The sequence below is a fragment of the Arachnia propionica genome (genome assembly GCF_003932785.1).
Taxonomy (GTDB): domain Bacteria; phylum Actinomycetota; class Actinomycetes; order Propionibacteriales; family Propionibacteriaceae; genus Arachnia; species Arachnia propionica_B.
In genome coordinates, this window is record NZ_RQYT01000021.1 from 1 (window position 1) to 15,603 (window position 15,603).

General features: G+C 71.5%; 14 protein-coding genes. 3 read left to right on the forward strand and 11 right to left on the reverse strand.

Features of this window, described 5'->3' with window-relative positions:
- Window positions 1–11 precede the first annotated feature (11 nt).
- Both EII35_RS09270 and EII35_RS09275 read right to left on the reverse strand, forming a co-directional pair.
- The gene (locus EII35_RS09270; RefSeq protein ID WP_125228190.1) at window positions 12–782 is read right to left on the reverse strand and encodes a YwiC-like family protein; all 771 of its coding nucleotides are present in this window, start codon (window positions 780–782) and stop codon (window positions 12–14) included.
- A 226-nt stretch (window positions 783–1,008) separates the two neighbouring features.
- Window positions 1,009–1,383, reverse strand: a complete 375-nt coding sequence (locus EII35_RS09275; RefSeq protein ID WP_125228191.1) for a hypothetical protein — start codon at window positions 1,381–1,383, stop codon at window positions 1,009–1,011.
- A 235-nt stretch (window positions 1,384–1,618) separates the two neighbouring features.
- Here EII35_RS09275 and xseA point away from each other — a divergent pair, with 235 nt between their 5' ends.
- Window positions 1,619–2,830 (forward strand): exodeoxyribonuclease VII large subunit, encoded by a 1,212-nt coding sequence (gene xseA, locus EII35_RS09280; protein ID WP_125228192.1) that lies wholly within the window; start codon window positions 1,619–1,621, stop codon window positions 2,828–2,830.
- On the forward strand, window positions 2,823–3,014 hold the full coding sequence (locus EII35_RS09285) for an exodeoxyribonuclease VII small subunit (RefSeq protein ID WP_125228193.1): 192 nt from the start codon (window positions 2,823–2,825) through the stop codon (window positions 3,012–3,014). The genes xseA and EII35_RS09285 overlap by 8 nt, the downstream gene beginning before the upstream one ends.
- 11 nt (window positions 3,015–3,025) lie before the next feature.
- Here EII35_RS09285 and EII35_RS09290 read toward each other — a convergent pair whose 3' ends face one another.
- Entirely contained in the window at window positions 3,026–3,826 is an 801-nt protein-coding gene (locus EII35_RS09290) for an isoprenyl transferase (RefSeq protein ID WP_125228194.1), read from the reverse strand.
- A 59-nt stretch (window positions 3,827–3,885) separates the two neighbouring features.
- Here EII35_RS09290 and EII35_RS09295 point away from each other — a divergent pair, with 59 nt between their 5' ends.
- Window positions 3,886–4,140: a hypothetical protein gene (locus EII35_RS09295; RefSeq protein ID WP_125228195.1), complete on the forward strand. Its 255-nt coding sequence runs from the start codon at window positions 3,886–3,888 to the stop codon at window positions 4,138–4,140.
- Here the strand turns inward: EII35_RS09295 and EII35_RS09300 are convergent.
- The 8 genes from EII35_RS09300 to topA all read right to left on the reverse strand — a co-directional run bounded on the left by EII35_RS09300 (window position 4,103) and on the right by topA (window position 15,588).
- Window positions 4,103–5,710, reverse strand: a complete 1,608-nt coding sequence (locus EII35_RS09300; RefSeq protein WP_125228196.1) for an alpha/beta hydrolase — start codon at window positions 5,708–5,710, stop codon at window positions 4,103–4,105. The genes EII35_RS09295 and EII35_RS09300 overlap by 38 nt on opposite strands.
- A 5-nt stretch (window positions 5,711–5,715) precedes the next feature.
- Window positions 5,716–7,389, reverse strand: a complete 1,674-nt coding sequence (locus EII35_RS09305) for an alpha/beta hydrolase (RefSeq protein WP_185744248.1) — start codon at window positions 7,387–7,389, stop codon at window positions 5,716–5,718.
- The gene (locus tag EII35_RS09310; protein WP_125228198.1) at window positions 7,386–8,216 is read right to left on the reverse strand and encodes a PSP1 domain-containing protein; all 831 of its coding nucleotides are present in this window, start codon (window positions 8,214–8,216) and stop codon (window positions 7,386–7,388) included. The genes EII35_RS09305 and EII35_RS09310 overlap by 4 nt, the downstream gene beginning before the upstream one ends.
- Before the next feature lie 30 nt (window positions 8,217–8,246).
- The gene (locus EII35_RS09315) at window positions 8,247–9,710 is read right to left on the reverse strand and encodes a DoxX family protein (RefSeq protein WP_125228199.1); all 1,464 of its coding nucleotides are present in this window, start codon (window positions 9,708–9,710) and stop codon (window positions 8,247–8,249) included.
- An 87-nt stretch (window positions 9,711–9,797) separates the two neighbouring features.
- Window positions 9,798–10,943, reverse strand: a complete 1,146-nt coding sequence (locus EII35_RS09320; RefSeq protein ID WP_125228200.1) for a DNA polymerase III subunit delta' — start codon at window positions 10,941–10,943, stop codon at window positions 9,798–9,800.
- Window positions 10,940–11,584 (reverse strand): dTMP kinase, encoded by a 645-nt coding sequence (gene tmk / locus EII35_RS09325; protein WP_125228201.1) that lies wholly within the window; start codon window positions 11,582–11,584, stop codon window positions 10,940–10,942. The genes EII35_RS09320 and tmk overlap by 4 nt, the downstream gene beginning before the upstream one ends.
- Window positions 11,581–12,906, reverse strand: coding sequence for a hypothetical protein (locus EII35_RS09330; protein WP_125228202.1), 1,326 nt, complete (start codon window positions 12,904–12,906; stop codon window positions 11,581–11,583). The genes tmk and EII35_RS09330 overlap by 4 nt, the downstream gene beginning before the upstream one ends.
- Window positions 12,907–12,930: 24 nt before the next feature.
- Complete coding sequence (gene topA / locus EII35_RS09335; RefSeq protein ID WP_125228203.1) at window positions 12,931–15,588, reverse strand: type I DNA topoisomerase; 2,658 nt, start codon at window positions 15,586–15,588, stop codon at window positions 12,931–12,933.
- Between the last annotated feature and the right edge of the window lie 15 nt (window positions 15,589–15,603).

The following is a 15,603-nucleotide window of genomic DNA, read 5'->3' on the forward strand; positions in this document are numbered from 1 at the left end:
GCTGAACCCGCTCACCCGATGAGGGCCGGGACCAGAACCGCCGCCAGAATGAGCGTCGTGACGACCTCCCACATCCCCAGGGACCTGGCCGAGACCGGTCGCCCGCGCATCACGCCGAGGGAGGGCACCAGCCACGCCCTGAGCGCCGTCGCGAGGAAGAACGCCACCAGCCACCACCGTCCCAGGCCCACATCCCAGCAGGCGAACAGCACCGTGAAGGCGAGGTGCCAGGCCACCGAGTAGACGATGAAGTCGACGCGGCCGCGTTCCCGGATGTTGGTCTTGACGTAGAAGACGGTGCCGAAGAAGTAGCCGAAGCAGACGAGCGCCAGCCCGTACAGGGAGGGGCTCACCACCAGCGGCAGCAGGCAGGCGGCCGCGACGGTGGTGAGGTCGGACATCAGGGACCGCTCGTCGCGTCGCCAGGAGAACCACAAGCCGAGGGCGGTCAACGGAGCGAACACCAGCCCCCAGACCCACCAGTCCGGGCGGAGCCACAGCAGCGCCACACCCAGCACGACGGTGATCGACGCGTAGACGACGACGGCCTTCCGGTAGCGGGGCCTGAGGCGGGACTTCAGCCACAACCCGGCGGCGAAGAAGGCGAAGTAGCCGAGCAGCCACGTGGGCCCCAGCACGGCGATCGCGGGATGGAACGCCCCGTGGGCCAGCGCCCAGACGAGGGCCAGGACATAGGGCACGAGGACCATCGCCCAGGCCCCGTGATGATTGGGAACCCAGCCCTGGGACCTCGCCTTGCCTTGACCCGAACGACGCACCATGGAGGCGATCTTAGGACAGCCTCACCAATCGGGACGTCCGGGGCTGACTGTCGACGACGAGGCGTCGGACCCCCAAGCGGGCACGAACCGCCGCTTTGCTTCCGCGAGACGTCGTTTGAAACGTTCAAAACGAAGCAGACCGGCGATTCGTGACCACCACGCGGGAGGGCAGGGACACGGGGCGGCGTCGGCCGCACACCGACGGTGGCGACGACTCCGCCAGGGTTCAGTTGCCGGTCCCGCGGTTGTTGAAGGCCGCCGCCAGGTTCACCAGGACGATACCCGCCCACACCAGCGCCCCCATGAAGGGGCCACCCATCGACATCGAGATGGCGGTCAACGGTACCGCCATCACCAAGGAGACGATCCCCAGGATCAACCCCTGCGACGGCCCCTCCTTCCTGGGCCGGGCCGGGGCCAGCCCGAACTGCTGCTCCTGGGCGCGGGTCAGCGGCCCGGAGCTCATCCCCTGTTGCCGACGCATCTCGGCCAGCACCTTCTCGGTGAAGGACTCGACGAGAGCCGGCTCCATCTCGGACCCCAGGTCCTTGCGGGCCTGCAGCACTGCTTCGAACTCGGACTTGTCCAGTGGCTCCGTCATGGTGCAAGTCTAGATCCGGTCCCGGGCAGCCGCCCAGACCCTCTCACAACCTGTGCAGGAACCGCCGCTCTGCTTGCATGAAACGCGGATGTCAGCGCTGCCATGGAAGAAGGACGGCGATTCGTGTTCGGAGGGGGCGACGACGGGACGGGCTCAGGACAGGGATGGCGACACAACGTCGGACAACCGACGGTTCGTACCTTCTGATCGTCGTGCCCCGGGATACGCTCACTCCATGGCACTGTCCAGCTCGCCCGAACATCCCCAGGCCCTGGCCCGGGTGGTGGGGGCCGTCGCCGACTGGGTCGGCCGCCTGGGCGAGATCTGGGTCAGCGCCGAGATCATCGAGATCAAACGCCGCAATTACGCCACCCAGTTCCTCACCCTCCGCGACCGCACCAGCGACGTCTCCTGCACCGTCACGACGACGGCCTTCGTCCTCGACGCCGCCGGCCCCATCCCCGAGGGCTCCGAGGTCGTCGCCCGCCTCAAACCGCGGGTGTGGGAACGCACCGGCTCCCTCAACTTCGAGTGCCTCGAGATGCGGGTCGCCGGGGTGGGGCGCCTCCTCGCCGAGCTGGACACCCGTCGCCGCAAACTCCAGGCCGAGGGCCTGTTCGACCCGCACCGCAAACGCCCCCTGCCCTTCCTGCCGCGCCGCATCGGCCTCATCACGGGCCGCAACTCCGACGCGGAACGCGACGTGCGACGCAACACCCTGCGCCGCTGGCCTGCACGCTTCGAGATCGAGTACTCCCTCGTCCAGGGACCCCAGGCGGCCTCCCAGGTGATGGCGGCCCTGGAGCGTCTCGACGCCCACGACGAGGTCGACGTCATCGTCATCGCCCGCGGCGGCGGCTCCCTCGAGGACCTCCTGCCGTTCTCCGACGAGGGCCTCGTACGGGCCATCTCCCGCTGCCGCACCCCCGTCGTCTCCGCCATCGGCCACGAATCCGACACCCCGCTCATCGACTTCGTCGCCGACCTGCGCGCCTCCACCCCCACCGACGCGGCCGCGAGGATCGTCCCCGACCTCGCCGCCGAGCAGGAGGAGCTCGACGCCATCCGCCAGTGGCTGCGCACCACCGTCGAGGCCATCCTCCAGCGGGCCGCCCAGGAGCTCGCCCAGCTGCGGTCCCGCCCCGTCCTGGCCTCCCCCGCCGCCGCGCTGACCGGGCACGCGGAGCGGCTGGAACTGCTGCGTCACCGGCTCCGCACCGCCATCGACCGCCACCTCACCCGGGAGCAGGACCTCCTCACCTCCCGCCTCCAGGTGGTGCGGGCGCTGTCCCCCGAGGCCACCCTCAACCGCGGCTACGCCCTCCTCACCGACGGCGCCGCCACCGTCACCGCCACCACCGCCCGGAAGGGCCAGCAGCTCACCGCCCACCTGGCCGACGGCGAACTGGACCTGAAGGTCACTGCCACAAGGAGCAAAGATGAGTGAGACCCCGAGCTACGAGACCGCCAGGGACGAGCTGGCCGCCACCGTCGCCCAGCTGGAGTCCGGCGGCACCACCCTGGCCGAGACCATGACGCTGTGGAAGCGCGGCGAGGAACTCGCCGCCATCTGCCAGGCCCACCTCGACGCGGCCCGCGCCGCCGTCGACGAGGCACGGCAGGAGAGCTGAACGGTCCTCCGTCAGCGGCCGAAACGCCGCTCCCGCTGGGCGTAGCTACGCAGCGCCCGCACGAAGTCGACCTTCCGGAAGTCGGGCCACAGGGCCTCGCAGAAGTAGAACTCGCTGTGGGCGGACTGCCACAGCAGGAACCCGGAGAGCCGTTGCTCCCCGGAGGTGCGGATGATGAGGTCCGGATCCGGCTGGCCGGCGGTGTAGAGGTGCTCGGAGATCTCGTCGATCTCCAGGCTCGCGGCAACCTCCGCCAGGCTCTGTCCCTGCTCGGCCCGCTTGGCCAGCAGGGAGCGCACGGCGTCGCGGAGTTCCTGACGTCCCCCGTACGACACCGCCACGTTGATGTGCATGCCGTGGATCCCGACGGTGCGGTCGGCCGAGGCCCGCAGGCTCGCGGCGCGCTCCTCCGGCAGCAGGTCGAGGGCGCCGACTGCCTGCACCCGCCACCGTCCCGTGACGGCGAGATCACGCACCAGCTCGTCGATGACATCGAGCAGTGGGTTCAGCTCGTCCGCCGCGGAGCGGGTGAGGTTGTCAGTGCTCAGCACCCACAAGGTGATGACGGGGATCCCCGCCTCGTCGCACCAGTCGCAGAACTGCCTGAGCTTCGCCGCCCCGGCCCGGTACCCGGCCACGAGGGCCTGCCCGGGGGCGTTGAGCCGCGCCCAACGCCGGTTCCCGTCGGCCAGCACGGCGACATGGCGTGGCAGGCTCCGCTCGTCGAGCCGCTTCAGCACCGCCGCCTCGTAGGTGGAGTACAGCCACGCCGGGGGCCAGAGTCGGTCGAGGACCCGCGTGATGGCAGACATGACTACAGGGTAACGGTGCCGCGGACACCCCGACACCAACCATGGGCCACAATGGATGCATGACGACGAAACAGAGGCGATTCAGTCGATGGTGGGAGGCCAGGACCCCACTGGTGCGGATCGTCCTGTTCACCGCATCGCTGCTCCTGCTCTTCCTCGCGATGGACCTTCTTCTCTTTCGACGCCTGTCCCACCCGTTCATGTGGCTCTGGGGCACCGCGTTGGCGCTGATCCTGGCCTGGAGCCTGGAATGGCAACGTCGACGGAATGCGGAGTTCACCGAGCAGGACAGGATGCCCCCCGCTCAGGGATGATCCCCAGCGTGAGGTAGCGGGCGACGATGTTCTCGACGCAGGGGTCGCGCCGGTTGAGCGAGGTGTGTCCGGCCCCGTCGACGGTGACGAGGTGACCGGAGTCCAGCCCTGAGGCCAGCTCCTGGGCCGCCGCCAACGGGGTCAACGGGTCACCGGTGCGGCCGAGGACGAGGATGGGCGGGGCGCCCGCGGCCCGTAGTTGCAGCGGTGGCTTCGCCGGGGCGGTCCAGAACTCGCACATCGGCTGGGTGCCGAGGCTCGCAGCGAGGATCGGGGCCGCCGGACGGGCCTCGGCGACGGCGTCGAGGGCGGCCCGGAACCCCTGGTCGGGGCGGTCCGAGCAGGCGATGGCCAGCAGTGCGGAGGCCGCGGGCAGCCAGCCGTCGTCGTAGTCGACGTTGAGGTCGGCCGCATACAGCAGTCCGGCACCGTCACCGTCGAGGGCCTGCTGCACGTCCCTCGCCAGGGCCGGGTAGTGCTGCTCCCCCCAGTACAGGCTGCCCGCGATCCCCCGCACGGCCAGCGACTGGGTGAGGGTGCGGGAGCCGACGGCGAGCGGGGCGGCGTCGAGCTGCTGCAGCAGCGCCGAGATGCGGTCGAGAACCTGGGAGCCGCTGCCGCCGAGGCCGCACCCGTCCTCCGCCCCGCACCAGTTCGCGAACGTCCGCAACCCCTGTTCGAGGGCGGCCAGGCTCACCAGGGGACGCGCCCCGGTGACGTCGACCGCCCCGTCGAGGACCATCCGCCCCACCCGCTCCGGGAACAGCTCCGCATAGGTGGCACCCAGCAGGCTGCCGTAGGAGATCCCCAGGAACGAGACCCGGGGCATCCCGAACAGGTGACGCAGCAGGTCGAGGTCCCGGGCGCTGTCGATGGTGGAGACGTGGTCGAGGAGGATGCCGGAGTGCTCCCGACACGACTCGGCGAGCCCCTGCCACGCCTGCCGCAGCAGTGCCTCCTCCTCGCCGGTATCGGGGCTGCCGTCGGCCTGGTACGCCGCACTCAGGGCCTCGGGGGCGCACCGCACCGCGGTGGACTCCCCGGTCCCGCGCGGGTCCCAGCCGACGACGTCGAAGCCAGGGATGCTGCCCGGTTGCATCCCCTGGACGACGGGGCGGGCCGGGCCGCCGGGGCCGCCCGGGTTGAGGAACAGCGGCCCGAGCAGCGGCACCGTGGCGGGCAGCCGGGTCACCGCGATCTCCAGGGCGGCCAGCCCCGGCCGCTCCCAGTCGAGCGGCACCAGCACCGTCGCGCACTCCGCGGGCCCGCAGTCCTGCCACCGGAGTTCCTGCCCCCAGTACGCCTCGAGGCCCGGCCCCGGCGCGGCGGGCAGCCCCGTCACGTCGTCGCTGCTGACCGGGCGACGATCGGGGCTGTCGAATCCCGGCACCGCAGGGGCGCGATGCTCCGCCACCGGCCTCAGCGGTACTCCTGGCGTGGCGGGAAGCGGCTCCGCGCTGGCGCTGGGGCTGGGGCTCGGCCCGGGGGCCGGCTCCGGCGGGGGCGGGGCGGAGCACGCGGCGAGGATCCCCGTGCCGAGCACGAGGATCCCCAGGAGACGGCGGCTCATCGAGGTCAGGGCGTGCAGACGGTACCCTCCGCCGGGAGCGTGCCCTCGCGCAGGTACGCGTCGATGGCCTCGTCCACGCAAGGGTTGTTCGTGCTGACGGCCCCGTGACCCGGCCCGTCGTAGGTGAGCAGGTGCCCGGACTCGAGCTGCTCCGCCATCGTCACCGCGTGCTGGTAGGGGGTGGCGGAGTCGCCGGTGGAGCCGACGACGAGGATCGGGGCCGCGCCCTGACCCGTCAGTTTCAGGTGCGGGGCGCTGCCCGCCGTCCACAGCTCGCAGGTCGGTTCCATCCCCATGTGCGGGGCGAACAGCGGGGCCTTCGGGATCAGCTTCTGCCACTCACCCTCGAGATCGGCGATGCCGTGGTCGTAGCCGTCAACGCACCGGATGGCGGGGAAGGCGTAGGCCTGGGTGTCCCACCCATCCGGCTCGCGTCCGTTCAGGGCGTCGGAGGCCCGGAGCAGGGCCTCACCGTCACCCGCCATCGCGGCGACGATGGTCTCACTCAACAGCGGGTACAGCTCCGCCCCCTGGTAGAGGAACAGGGCGATGCCGGTGACGCCCACGGCCTGGTTGATCCTGCGATCGCCCACCTCGATGGGTTTCGCGTCGAGGCCGGTGAGGAACTCGGAGACCGTCCTGCCGACCTCCTCGCGGGAGTCGCCCAGCGGGCAGTCGCCCTCGGCGACGCACCAGTCGGCGTAGTTGTCGAAGGCCAGCTGGAAGCCCTCCACCTGCGCGACCTCCTGGTCGTTGGTGATGTCGACGGCGGAGTCGAGCACGAGCCGTCCCGTGTTGGCGGGGAACAGCTCGGCGTACATCGCACCGATGTAGGTGCCGTACGAGATGCCGACGTAGTTGAGCTTCTCCGCGCCGAGCAGGAACCGGATGAGGTCGAGGTCGCGGACGTTCTCGATGGTGGTGATGTGGTCCAGCAGGTCCCCGGAGGCGTCGCGGCACTGCTTGGCGAAATCGGCCCACGCCTCGCGCAGCGCCGTCTTCTCCGCCTCGTCGTCGGGCGACGAGTCGGCCGTGTAGGCCGTGTCGGTCTGCTCGGTGGTGCCGCACTGGACGTGGGTGGAGTCGCCGGAGCCGCGCGGATCCCAGGCGACGAGGTCGTAGCCCTCCCACGCGTCGGCACCCCACGAGCGGGCCAGGCTCTTCGAGCCGACGCCGGGGCCGCCGGGGTTGACGAACAGCGGCCCGAGGGTGGGGTTGGCCGACGGGACGCGCAGGACGGAGATGTCCAGGGCCGCCCTGCCGGGGTTCTCCCAGTCCAGCGGCACCTTGACGGTGGTGCACTGGCCGCCCTGGCAGGGCTCCCAGCTGAGCGTCTGCTCCCAGTACGGCTGGAGGGTGTCCCCCAGCGCGTCGGGCAGGGTGACGGTGGGGGTGCCGCTGGCCTTGTAGTCCAGCTGACGATCCGGGTTGATGGGCTCCGCGGGGGCCTCCCAGACGGCGTGCTCGGCGACGGGGACGGCCGGGACGCCCGGGGTCTGCGACCCGACGGCCGGCGGGGCCTGCGTCGACGGCGTCGCCTTGGGTGAATCGGGCGAGGGCGTGGATTCCGACTGCTTCATCCTCGGCAGCACCACCCCTCCGATGATGGCCGCCACCACGAGGCCGACCGCGAGGAGGACGAGTCCTCGCCGCGCCCACGTCACCCAGTCCCGCATCATGTCTCCTTTCTCAGGGCCCGATCCCGGTCCTCCCGGGCCCTGAAGGTGGAGCATACCGATGTGAGGGGACAACGCCTGATCCCTTCTGTCCCCCTGATGGACAACTCGTCGGTCGGAACGTGGTGCGCGACGACGGTGCCGCCGTCGATCTTCTCACCGATGGCGGGGGCGCGGCGCAGGAAGTCGACGTAGAGCGGGTGCTCGTAGGCGAGGCAGCACAGGAGCTTGCCGCATGCACCCTGGATCCGCAGCGGGTTGGAGGCGAGGTTCTGGCTGCGGGCCAGGCGCATCGAGACCGGTTCGATCTCGTCGAGGAAGAGGGTGCAGCACAACTCCCGCCCGCACATCCCGACCCCGCCGGCCAGCCGTGCCGCATCGCGGGAGGCGACCTGCCTCAGGTCGATGCGCGACGACAGGGCACGGGCCAGGTCGCCGACGAGGGCCCGGAAGTCGACGCGGCCGGGGGCGGTGAAGTACACCACGGCCACCTCGTCGCTGTCGCGGCTGGCGTCGACGACGTCGGTGGCGACGACCTTCATGGGCAGGTCGTGGGCGGCGATCCGCTCCGTCGCGATCTCGTGGATCCGACGGCGACGCTCCCGCCGCTCCTCGTCGCGACGCAGATCCGCCGGGCCGGCCCGCCCCGGGCACACCGGCAGCGGCGCGTCCACCTCGCCCTCCTCGGGCGCCCACACGACCCGGGCCACCTCGGGCCCGTCCTCGGTGGGGTACAGCACCCAGTCCCCGACGGCGTAGTCACCATCAGCCGGGTCGAGGTAGTGGAGTTGTCCGTGCTCCTCGAAGGTGACGGCCATGACGCGTGACATACGCCAAGCCTAGTGCGGGCGTCGTCGGGGTCAGGAGGTGCGCTCGGCCCTGGCGCGGGCCCGGGCGCGACGGAAGGCGCCGTCGATGCCCCAGGCGCCCCCACCGACCGCGATGAACAGCAGGCCGATGGCACCGAGCAGCAGGTCACGGTCGCCGGAGAAGCCCTCGACGCCCTTCATGAACGGGCTGAAGGCACCCCAGCGGTACAGCGCCAGCGTGGCGATCGACAGCACCAGCATGAGCAGGCCGGTGACCCGGACCATCAGGCCGATGACGAGGAACAGGGCGATCCCGGCGAGGGTGAAGCCGAGGACCCAGGCCATGAGCTGGGGCTGCGGGACCAGGGTGGTGGCGAGCCGCTCCGTCGTGGCCTCCGGGGAGGTGAGGATCTGGTAGCCGATGATGCCGAGGATCGTGGCCACCACGACGCGCAGCACGAGCAGACCGAACGACGGCAGGAACCGGTCGGTGGTCCGCGGCGGGGTCGTCTGCGGGGCGTGTACCTCGGAGCCGGAGGACTCGACGACGCCGAGTCGTTCGTTCCGGGCGGCCCTGGCGGCGGCGAGCTGTTCCTCCAGCTGACGTTCCGCGTCGAGTTCCTCAGCGGGGACGACGGGCATGGCGGCGGTGGGTTCCGTGCCCGGCTCCTCGGGCGTCTCGATGATCTCGGTGGGGGCCTCCGCGGCGGGCTCGACGTCGGCATCGCGGAACACCCCCTCGGGCACGGCGTTGACCGGCTGCGCCTGCACCTGCTCGGGGATGATCGGGCGGGGCCGCACCGGCTCGGCGGGCTCCTCGACCACCGGCTCGACGGCCTGCTCCACCGACTCGTCGCTCACCTCGGCCGGGGCCTCGGCGACGGCGGGTGCGGCGGGCTCCTCGGGGACGAGGCGCTGGACGACGGTCTCCTCGTCGGCGGGGTCCTTGGCCTCGGGGGCCTCGTGGAAGAGCGGGACCTCCTGGGTGACGGTGGTCTCGGACTCGGTCTCCACCACGGCCTCACGGGCGGGCTCGGGATCCGCGACGGGGGCGGGCTCGGACACCGCAGGCTCGTGGGCCACGGGTTCGTGCGGCGTCGGCTCCGCCACGGCGGGGATCTCGGGCTCCGTCACCGGGGTCGTCGGCACCGCGGGCTCCGGGACCACGGACTCCGCCGCCTGCTCCTCGTGGTCGGCGTGCAGGACCGCCGCCCGGGCCGGGATGACGGGCTCGTCGAGCTCGGAGGCCGGGATCGGCCGCAGCATCGTCGCCTCGTCCTCGTGCATCGCGTGCGCGGGGGCGTGCGGGTCCTCGAGCAGCACCCGGGTGGTGGGCTCGTCCTCCTCCGAGCGGGCCCTCGACGCGGGCGGGGTCACGCGCTCGGACTGTTCCGGGGTGTAGTCGTTCCATTCGGCAGGGCTGACGGTGGTGCCGTACTCGCTCTGCTCGTCCGCCCAGTCGGTATCCCGGGGCGTCCCCTGACGCACCCAATCGCCACCGTTGTGTGAAGACATGGATCCTCCTGAAGCCGTCAACAGTTGGATCCATCATGGCACCCGGCACCCGCCGCACGGCCGAGGCGCGCCCGCGACCCCCCGCGATCAGGAACGCGACGCCCGACCCAGCTCCACAAGCATCGCCTCCAGCGCCAGCACCGGGGCGACGTTGCGTTCGAGGGCCTCCCGGGCCTCGAGGATCGCGTCGAGGGCCCGCACCGTCTGCTCCGGCCGGGTGCCCCGCGCGAACGGCACGATCTCGTCGGCCAGGTCCGCGTTGATCAGCGGCACCCCCTCGGCCGTCTGCGTCACGAGCACGTCCCGGTACCAGCCGGTCAACTCCGACAGGGCCCGGTCGATGGCGTCGCGCTGGAACCGCTTCACCCGGATCCGCTGCTGCTCCTCGAGGTCCTTCACCGCCCCCTGGGTGCCCCGCGCCTTCGCCCCCTTGACCCCCATCCCCAGCGCCGCCTGGAGCTCCGCCATCTCCTTGGCGTCGAGATCGGCGGTGAGGGCCGTCGCCTCGTCGGAGGCGTCCTCAACGAGGTTCTCCGCCGCGTTGAGGCAGTCCGACAGCGACTTGAGCCTGAGCGGCAGGACCAGGATCCGGCGCCGCCTTGAGCGCACCTTGTCGTTGAGGGCCAGGGCCCGGGCGCGACCAATGTGGCCCTGCGCCGCCCTGGCGGTGTACCAGGCCAGGGCGTCGTGCACCCCGTCGCGACGCATCAGCAGCTTCGCGACGGCCGCCACGCTGGGGGTGACGAGCCGCAGCTCCCGGCAGCGCGACCGGATCGTGACGATGACGTCGTCGGCCGACGGCGCGCACAGCAGCCACACCGTCCTCGGAGCCGGCTCCTCGATGGCCTTGAGGAGGGCGTCCGCGCCGCGTTCGGTGATGCGGTCGGCGTCCTCCACCACGACGACCTGCCAGCGGCCGCCCACCGGCGAGACGTTGGCGCGGGAGACGAGGTCCCGCACCTCGTCGACGCCGATGCTGAGCTTCTCCGTCCGCAGCAGGGTCACATCCGGATGCGCCCCCGACAAAGCAGTTCGACAGTCGTTGCAGGTTCCGCACCCGTTGGAGGAGCACTGGAGTGCGGCCGCGAAGGCCCGGGCGGCGTTGGAACGTCCCGACCCGGGAGGGCCGACGAACAGCCAGGCGTGGGTCATGGCGTGACGGCCGCCCTCCACCGCCCGCTGCAGCGTCCCGATGGCCCGCTGCTGACCGACCAGCTCGTCCCACACGCTCACGGCGTCCTCCCGTCCCTCGCGGCGAGCCGCGCCGCCACCGCCTCCGCCACCGAGGCCGCGATCCGTTCCCGGGGTGCCCTGGCGGGGAGGATGAGGTACCGCTCCGGGGCGCGGCGCGCCAGGTGGAGGAAGTGCTCACGCACACGACGGTGGAAGTCGAGACCGGCAGCCTCCAACCGGTCCTGCTGCCGGATCCGCACCACGGCCTGCCCCGGATCGACGTCGAGCAGGACCGTGAGGTCGGGGACCAGACCTCCCGTTGCCCAGTCAGCGACGCGCTCGATCTCGACTGGGTCGAGCACCCTGCCCGCGCCCTGATACGCGATCATCGAGTCGACGTAGCGGTCACTCAGCACCACCTCACCCCTGGCCAGCGCGGGCCGGATCACCTCGTCGACGTGCTGCGCCTTGTCAGCGGCGTAGACGAGGGCCTCGGTACGGGCCTGGAGTTCCTGATGGTCCGGGTCGAGCAGGATCTCCCGGAGCTTGACCCCGATCCGGGTCCCGCCCGGCTGCCGGGTCACCAGGTGCGGCAGGCCCCGCTCCTCCAGCCACGCGGTCAACCGCCGCACCTGGGTGGACTTGCCCACCCCGTCGCCGCCCTCGAGGACGACGAAGAGTCCCTTGGTCGCGCCCGTCATCGCTTCACCTTCCGCAGCAGCCGCCGGAACTCCTCGAGCCGCTCGGGCCAGGCCGCGACGAAGGCCTCCCGCTCGGCGATGGTCCCCTGGCTCTCCCGCTCGGCCTGCCGGCCCAGCTCGAAGGCCTCCTCGACGCTGAGCCCTGCGAGTTCCGGCCCCGGCACCGTCACCGCACACCGTCGCAGGGCGGCATCGACCTCGTCGAGCCGCGCCATGAGCTGCCGACCCGCCTTCCCGTGGAGCCTCACGGCGACGGCGCCGCTGGCCTGCACCTGATCGGCGGCGGCCCGGGCGGCCGCCCAGTCCTGATCCGAGGAGTCGGGGCCGAGGGTGCGGCACCTCTCGGCCAAGATGTGGGCGCCGTGCTCGGCCCGATCCAGCAGCAGGGCCGCGGCCGGTTCCCGCGAGGCGTCGCCGAGACGTGGCGCCCTCACCGCACCGACGAGCAGGTCGATGGCGTCGAGGGCCTGCGCCCGGGGCGCCACCTCCGTCGCCACGGCCTCCTCCAGGCCACGCAGCCAGGACGGGTCGAGGACGCTGGCCAACCCGCGGGCATGGGCGTGGATGTCGCGCAGCACCGCGGCCAGCTCCTCGGCCCCGGTGAACCATGCGGTCACGAGCGCTCGTAGATCGGCGGCGAAGACGGCGGTGACGAAGGACTCCAGCGTCACGTCGCGACGCCGGAACCTCAGGATGTCGGGGAAGTCGGTTCCCCCCGTCGCCGGTGGGCCGAGTCGCTGCTGCAGGGACGGGAATTCGGTGACGTGGGTGGCGGCGATGGAGTCCATCGCGCCGAGGATGAAGTCACGTTGCCGCCCCGTGAAGCGACTCGACGGGGTGATGGTGGCCTCCCGGTAGCGGGCGGTGGCGACCCCGCCCCGCCGGACGGTGACCTTCTCGTCCCGGATCACCCCCAGCACCCTGCCGTCGCCGCGCAGCAGGTATTCGCTGCGCCGACAGTCCAGCCCCGCGACGGGCCCGACGGCGGCCCGCCGCACGAAGGGCCGGGTCCACGCGACGAGGTCGTCGGGGAGTTCCGCGGCCGCCCCGACCGGGGACACGTGCTCCGCGGGCAGATGGGGTCGCCACGCGGGGGCGGCGAGGTACCAGCTGCCGAGCCCGTCCAGCACCCGGTGCGCCAGCAGGATCCCGGCGCGCAGCAGCCGGTTGTCGGCGGTGTCGAGGATGGTCACGTCGATGGCGTGGCTGGAGGAACGCCGTTCCATGAGGCTGGTGATCCCCGCTTCCTCCGAGACCAGAGGTGGCGGACCCGCCGTGAACGGCAGGTCGAACCGCATCACCGCGGCACCTGAGCTGCCCATGTCCTCACCTCTCCCACACGAGGCTCAGGTCGTCTTCCTGGCCGTGGTCTTCCCCGTCCGCGACGTGCTGGTCCTCTTCGTCGCCGTCCTGCGGGCCGGTTTCTTCGCCGGTCCCTTGGCCCGCTTCTCCGCCAGCAGCTCGAAGGCCCGCTCCGCGGTGATCTCCTCCGGGGAGTCGTCACGGCGCAACGTCGCATTGGTCTCACCATCGGTGACGTACGGGCCGAACCGCCCCGACTTCAACACCACCGGCTTCCCGGATGCCGGGTCCTCACCGAACTCCTTCAACGGGGCGGCCGCGGCGGCCCGGCCCCGGGTCTTCGGCGCCGCGTAGATGCCGAGCGCCTCCGCCAGGGTGATGTCGAAGATCTGCTCCTCCGAGGTGAGGGAGCGGGAATCGGTGCCCTTCTTCAGGTACGGACCGTAGCGGCCGTTCTGGGCGGTGATCTCCACCCCGTCAGGATCGGTGCCGACGACGCGGGGCAGCGACATGAGCCTGAGCGCCGTCTCGAGGTCGATCGAATCGAGCGACATCGACTTGAACAGCGACCCGGAGCGCGGCTTGGCGGACTTCGGCGCGTCCTCCGGCAGCACCTCCGTGACGTACGGCCCGAACCGGCCGTTCTTCGCGACGACGAGGTTGCCGGAGTCCGGATCGACCCCGAGCTCGCGTTCCTCGTCGAGGGGACGGGACAGCAGCTCCTGGGCCACCTCGACGGTCAGCGCATCCGGGGCCATGTCCTCGGGTACGTTGGCGCGTCGCCCCTCGGCGTCCTCCACATAGGTGCCGTAGCGCCCGACTCGCACATCGATGCCGGAGTCGGCGAGCGGGAAGGTCGACAGCCCCTTGGCGTCGATCTCCCCCAGCTCCGTGACGAGCCGCTCCAGCCCCTTCGTCTCGTCCCCGGCGGGGCCGCGGTAGAAGTCGGTGAGGACCTGGAGCCGCTCCGCCCTGCCCCCGGCGATCTCGTCGAGGAGCTCCTCCAGCTGGGCGGTGAAGGCGTAGTCGACGAGCTCCGAGAAGTGCTCCTCCAGCAGCCGGGTGACGGCGAAGGCCAGCCACGTCGGGACGAGGGCCGAGCCCTTCTTGAACACGTAGTCGCGGGCGGTGATGGTGCGGATGATGGAGGCGTAGGTGGAGGGGCGCCCGATCTCCAGCTCCTCCAGCTTCGCCACCAGGGACGGCTCGGTGTAGCGGGCCGGGGGTTTCGTCTCGTGCCCGGCGGCCTTGATCTCGTGGGCGGCCAGCTCGGCCCCGGCGTTGAGCTGCGGCAGCCGCGACTGCTTGTCGTCGCTCGCGCGGTCGTCGTCGGTGCCCTCCACGTAGGCGCGGAGGAAGCCGTGGAACGAGATGGTGCGGCCCGACGCGGTGAGCTCGGCCCGCTCGAATCCCGCCGCCCCCGCCGGTGCGGAGATCGCCACCGAGATCTGCTCGCCCCGGGCGTCGGCCATCTGGGAGGCGAGGGTCCGCATCCAGATGAGCCGGTACAGCTTCGCGGCATCCCCCACCAGCCCCGTGTCGTCGGGGTGACGGAACGCGTCCCCGGCGGGGCGGATGGCCTCGTGGGCCTCCTGCGCGTTCTTCACCTTCGAGGCGTAGACCCGTGGCTTGGCGGGCACGTGGTCCTCCCCGAACAGTTCCTTCGCCTGGGCGCGGGCGGCGTTGATGGCCGCCGTCGACAGGGTGACGGAATCGGTTCGCATGTAGGTGATGAAGCCCTTCTCGTAGAGCTCCTGCGCCACCGACATGGTGCGCTGCGAGGTGAACCCGAGCTTGCGGCCCGCCTCCTGCTGCAGCGTCGTGGTGCGGAACGGCTCGTAGGGGCGCCGCACGTACGGCTTCGCCTCGACCCCGTCGACGGTGAACGTCGCCTCCTTGAGCGCGGCGGCAAGCTGCTCCGCCGCGGCCTGGTCGAGGATGACGGTCTGCCGGTTCGTCGCCTGCCCGGAGGCGTCGAAGTCCCGCCCCTGGGCGACCCGGACCCCGTCGAGTCCGGTGAGGCGGGCCGGGAACAGCCGCGGATCGGCGTCGGCCCCGGCGTCGAGGGTGGCATCGAGGTCCCAGTAGGCGGCGGGCACGAAGGCCATGCGTTCGCGTTCCCGATCGACGACGAGCCTGGTCGCCACCGACTGGACGCGGCCCGCCGACAGCTTCGGCATGACCTTCTTCCACAGCACCGGCGACACCTCGTAGCCGTAGAGGCGGTCGAGGATGCGGCGGGTCTCCTGGGCGTCGACGAGATCGGCGTCGAGGTCGCGGGGGTTGGCGACGGCGTCCGCGATGGCGCCGGGGGTGATCTCGTGGAACACCATGCGGCGGGCGGGCACCTTCGGCTTGAGCTCCTCCATGAGATGCCAGGCGATGGCCTCCCCCTCGCGGTCACCATCGGTGGCGAGCAGGAGCTCGTCGGCCTCCTTGAGCTTCGCCTTCAGCTCGCGGATGGTGCTCTTCTTGTCGGCCGCGACGACGTACAGCGGCGCGAAGTCCTCGTCGATGTTGACCCCGGTGCGGGCCCACTTGGCGCCCTTGAACTTCTCCGGGATCTCCGTCGCCTTCGTCGGGAGGTCACGCACATGGCCGCGGCTGGACTCCACGATGTAGCCGTCGCCGAGGTACCCGGCGATCTTCGTGGCCTTCGTGGGCGACTCGACGATCACGAGCCTCTTCAGCTTCTGAGCCATGTTTCCTCCTGTCCC

Coding starts and splice junctions, on each gene's coding strand:
- EII35_RS09270 (WP_125228190.1), bottom strand. CDS start 782: ATGGTGCGTCGTTCGGGTCAAGGCAAGGCGAGGTCCCAGGGCTGGGTT.
- EII35_RS09275 (WP_125228191.1), bottom strand. CDS start 1,383: ATGACGGAGCCACTGGACAAGTCCGAGTTCGAAGCAGTGCTGCAGGCC.
- xseA (WP_125228192.1), top strand. CDS start 1,619: ATGGCACTGTCCAGCTCGCCCGAACATCCCCAGGCCCTGGCCCGGGTG.
- EII35_RS09285 (WP_125228193.1), top strand. CDS start 2,823: ATGAGTGAGACCCCGAGCTACGAGACCGCCAGGGACGAGCTGGCCGCC.
- EII35_RS09290 (WP_125228194.1), bottom strand. CDS start 3,826: ATGTCTGCCATCACGCGGGTCCTCGACCGACTCTGGCCCCCGGCGTGG.
- EII35_RS09295 (WP_125228195.1), top strand. CDS start 3,886: ATGACGACGAAACAGAGGCGATTCAGTCGATGGTGGGAGGCCAGGACC.
- EII35_RS09300 (WP_125228196.1), bottom strand. CDS start 5,710: ATGAGCCGCCGTCTCCTGGGGATCCTCGTGCTCGGCACGGGGATCCTC.
- EII35_RS09305 (WP_185744248.1), bottom strand. CDS start 7,389: ATGATGCGGGACTGGGTGACGTGGGCGCGGCGAGGACTCGTCCTCCTC.
- EII35_RS09310 (WP_125228198.1), bottom strand. CDS start 8,216: ATGTCACGCGTCATGGCCGTCACCTTCGAGGAGCACGGACAACTCCAC.
- EII35_RS09315 (WP_125228199.1), bottom strand. CDS start 9,710: ATGTCTTCACACAACGGTGGCGATTGGGTGCGTCAGGGGACGCCCCGG.
- tmk (WP_125228201.1), bottom strand. CDS start 11,584: ATGACGGGCGCGACCAAGGGACTCTTCGTCGTCCTCGAGGGCGGCGAC.
- EII35_RS09330 (WP_125228202.1), bottom strand. CDS start 12,906: ATGGGCAGCTCAGGTGCCGCGGTGATGCGGTTCGACCTGCCGTTCACG.
- topA (WP_125228203.1), bottom strand. CDS start 15,588: ATGGCTCAGAAGCTGAAGAGGCTCGTGATCGTCGAGTCGCCCACGAAG.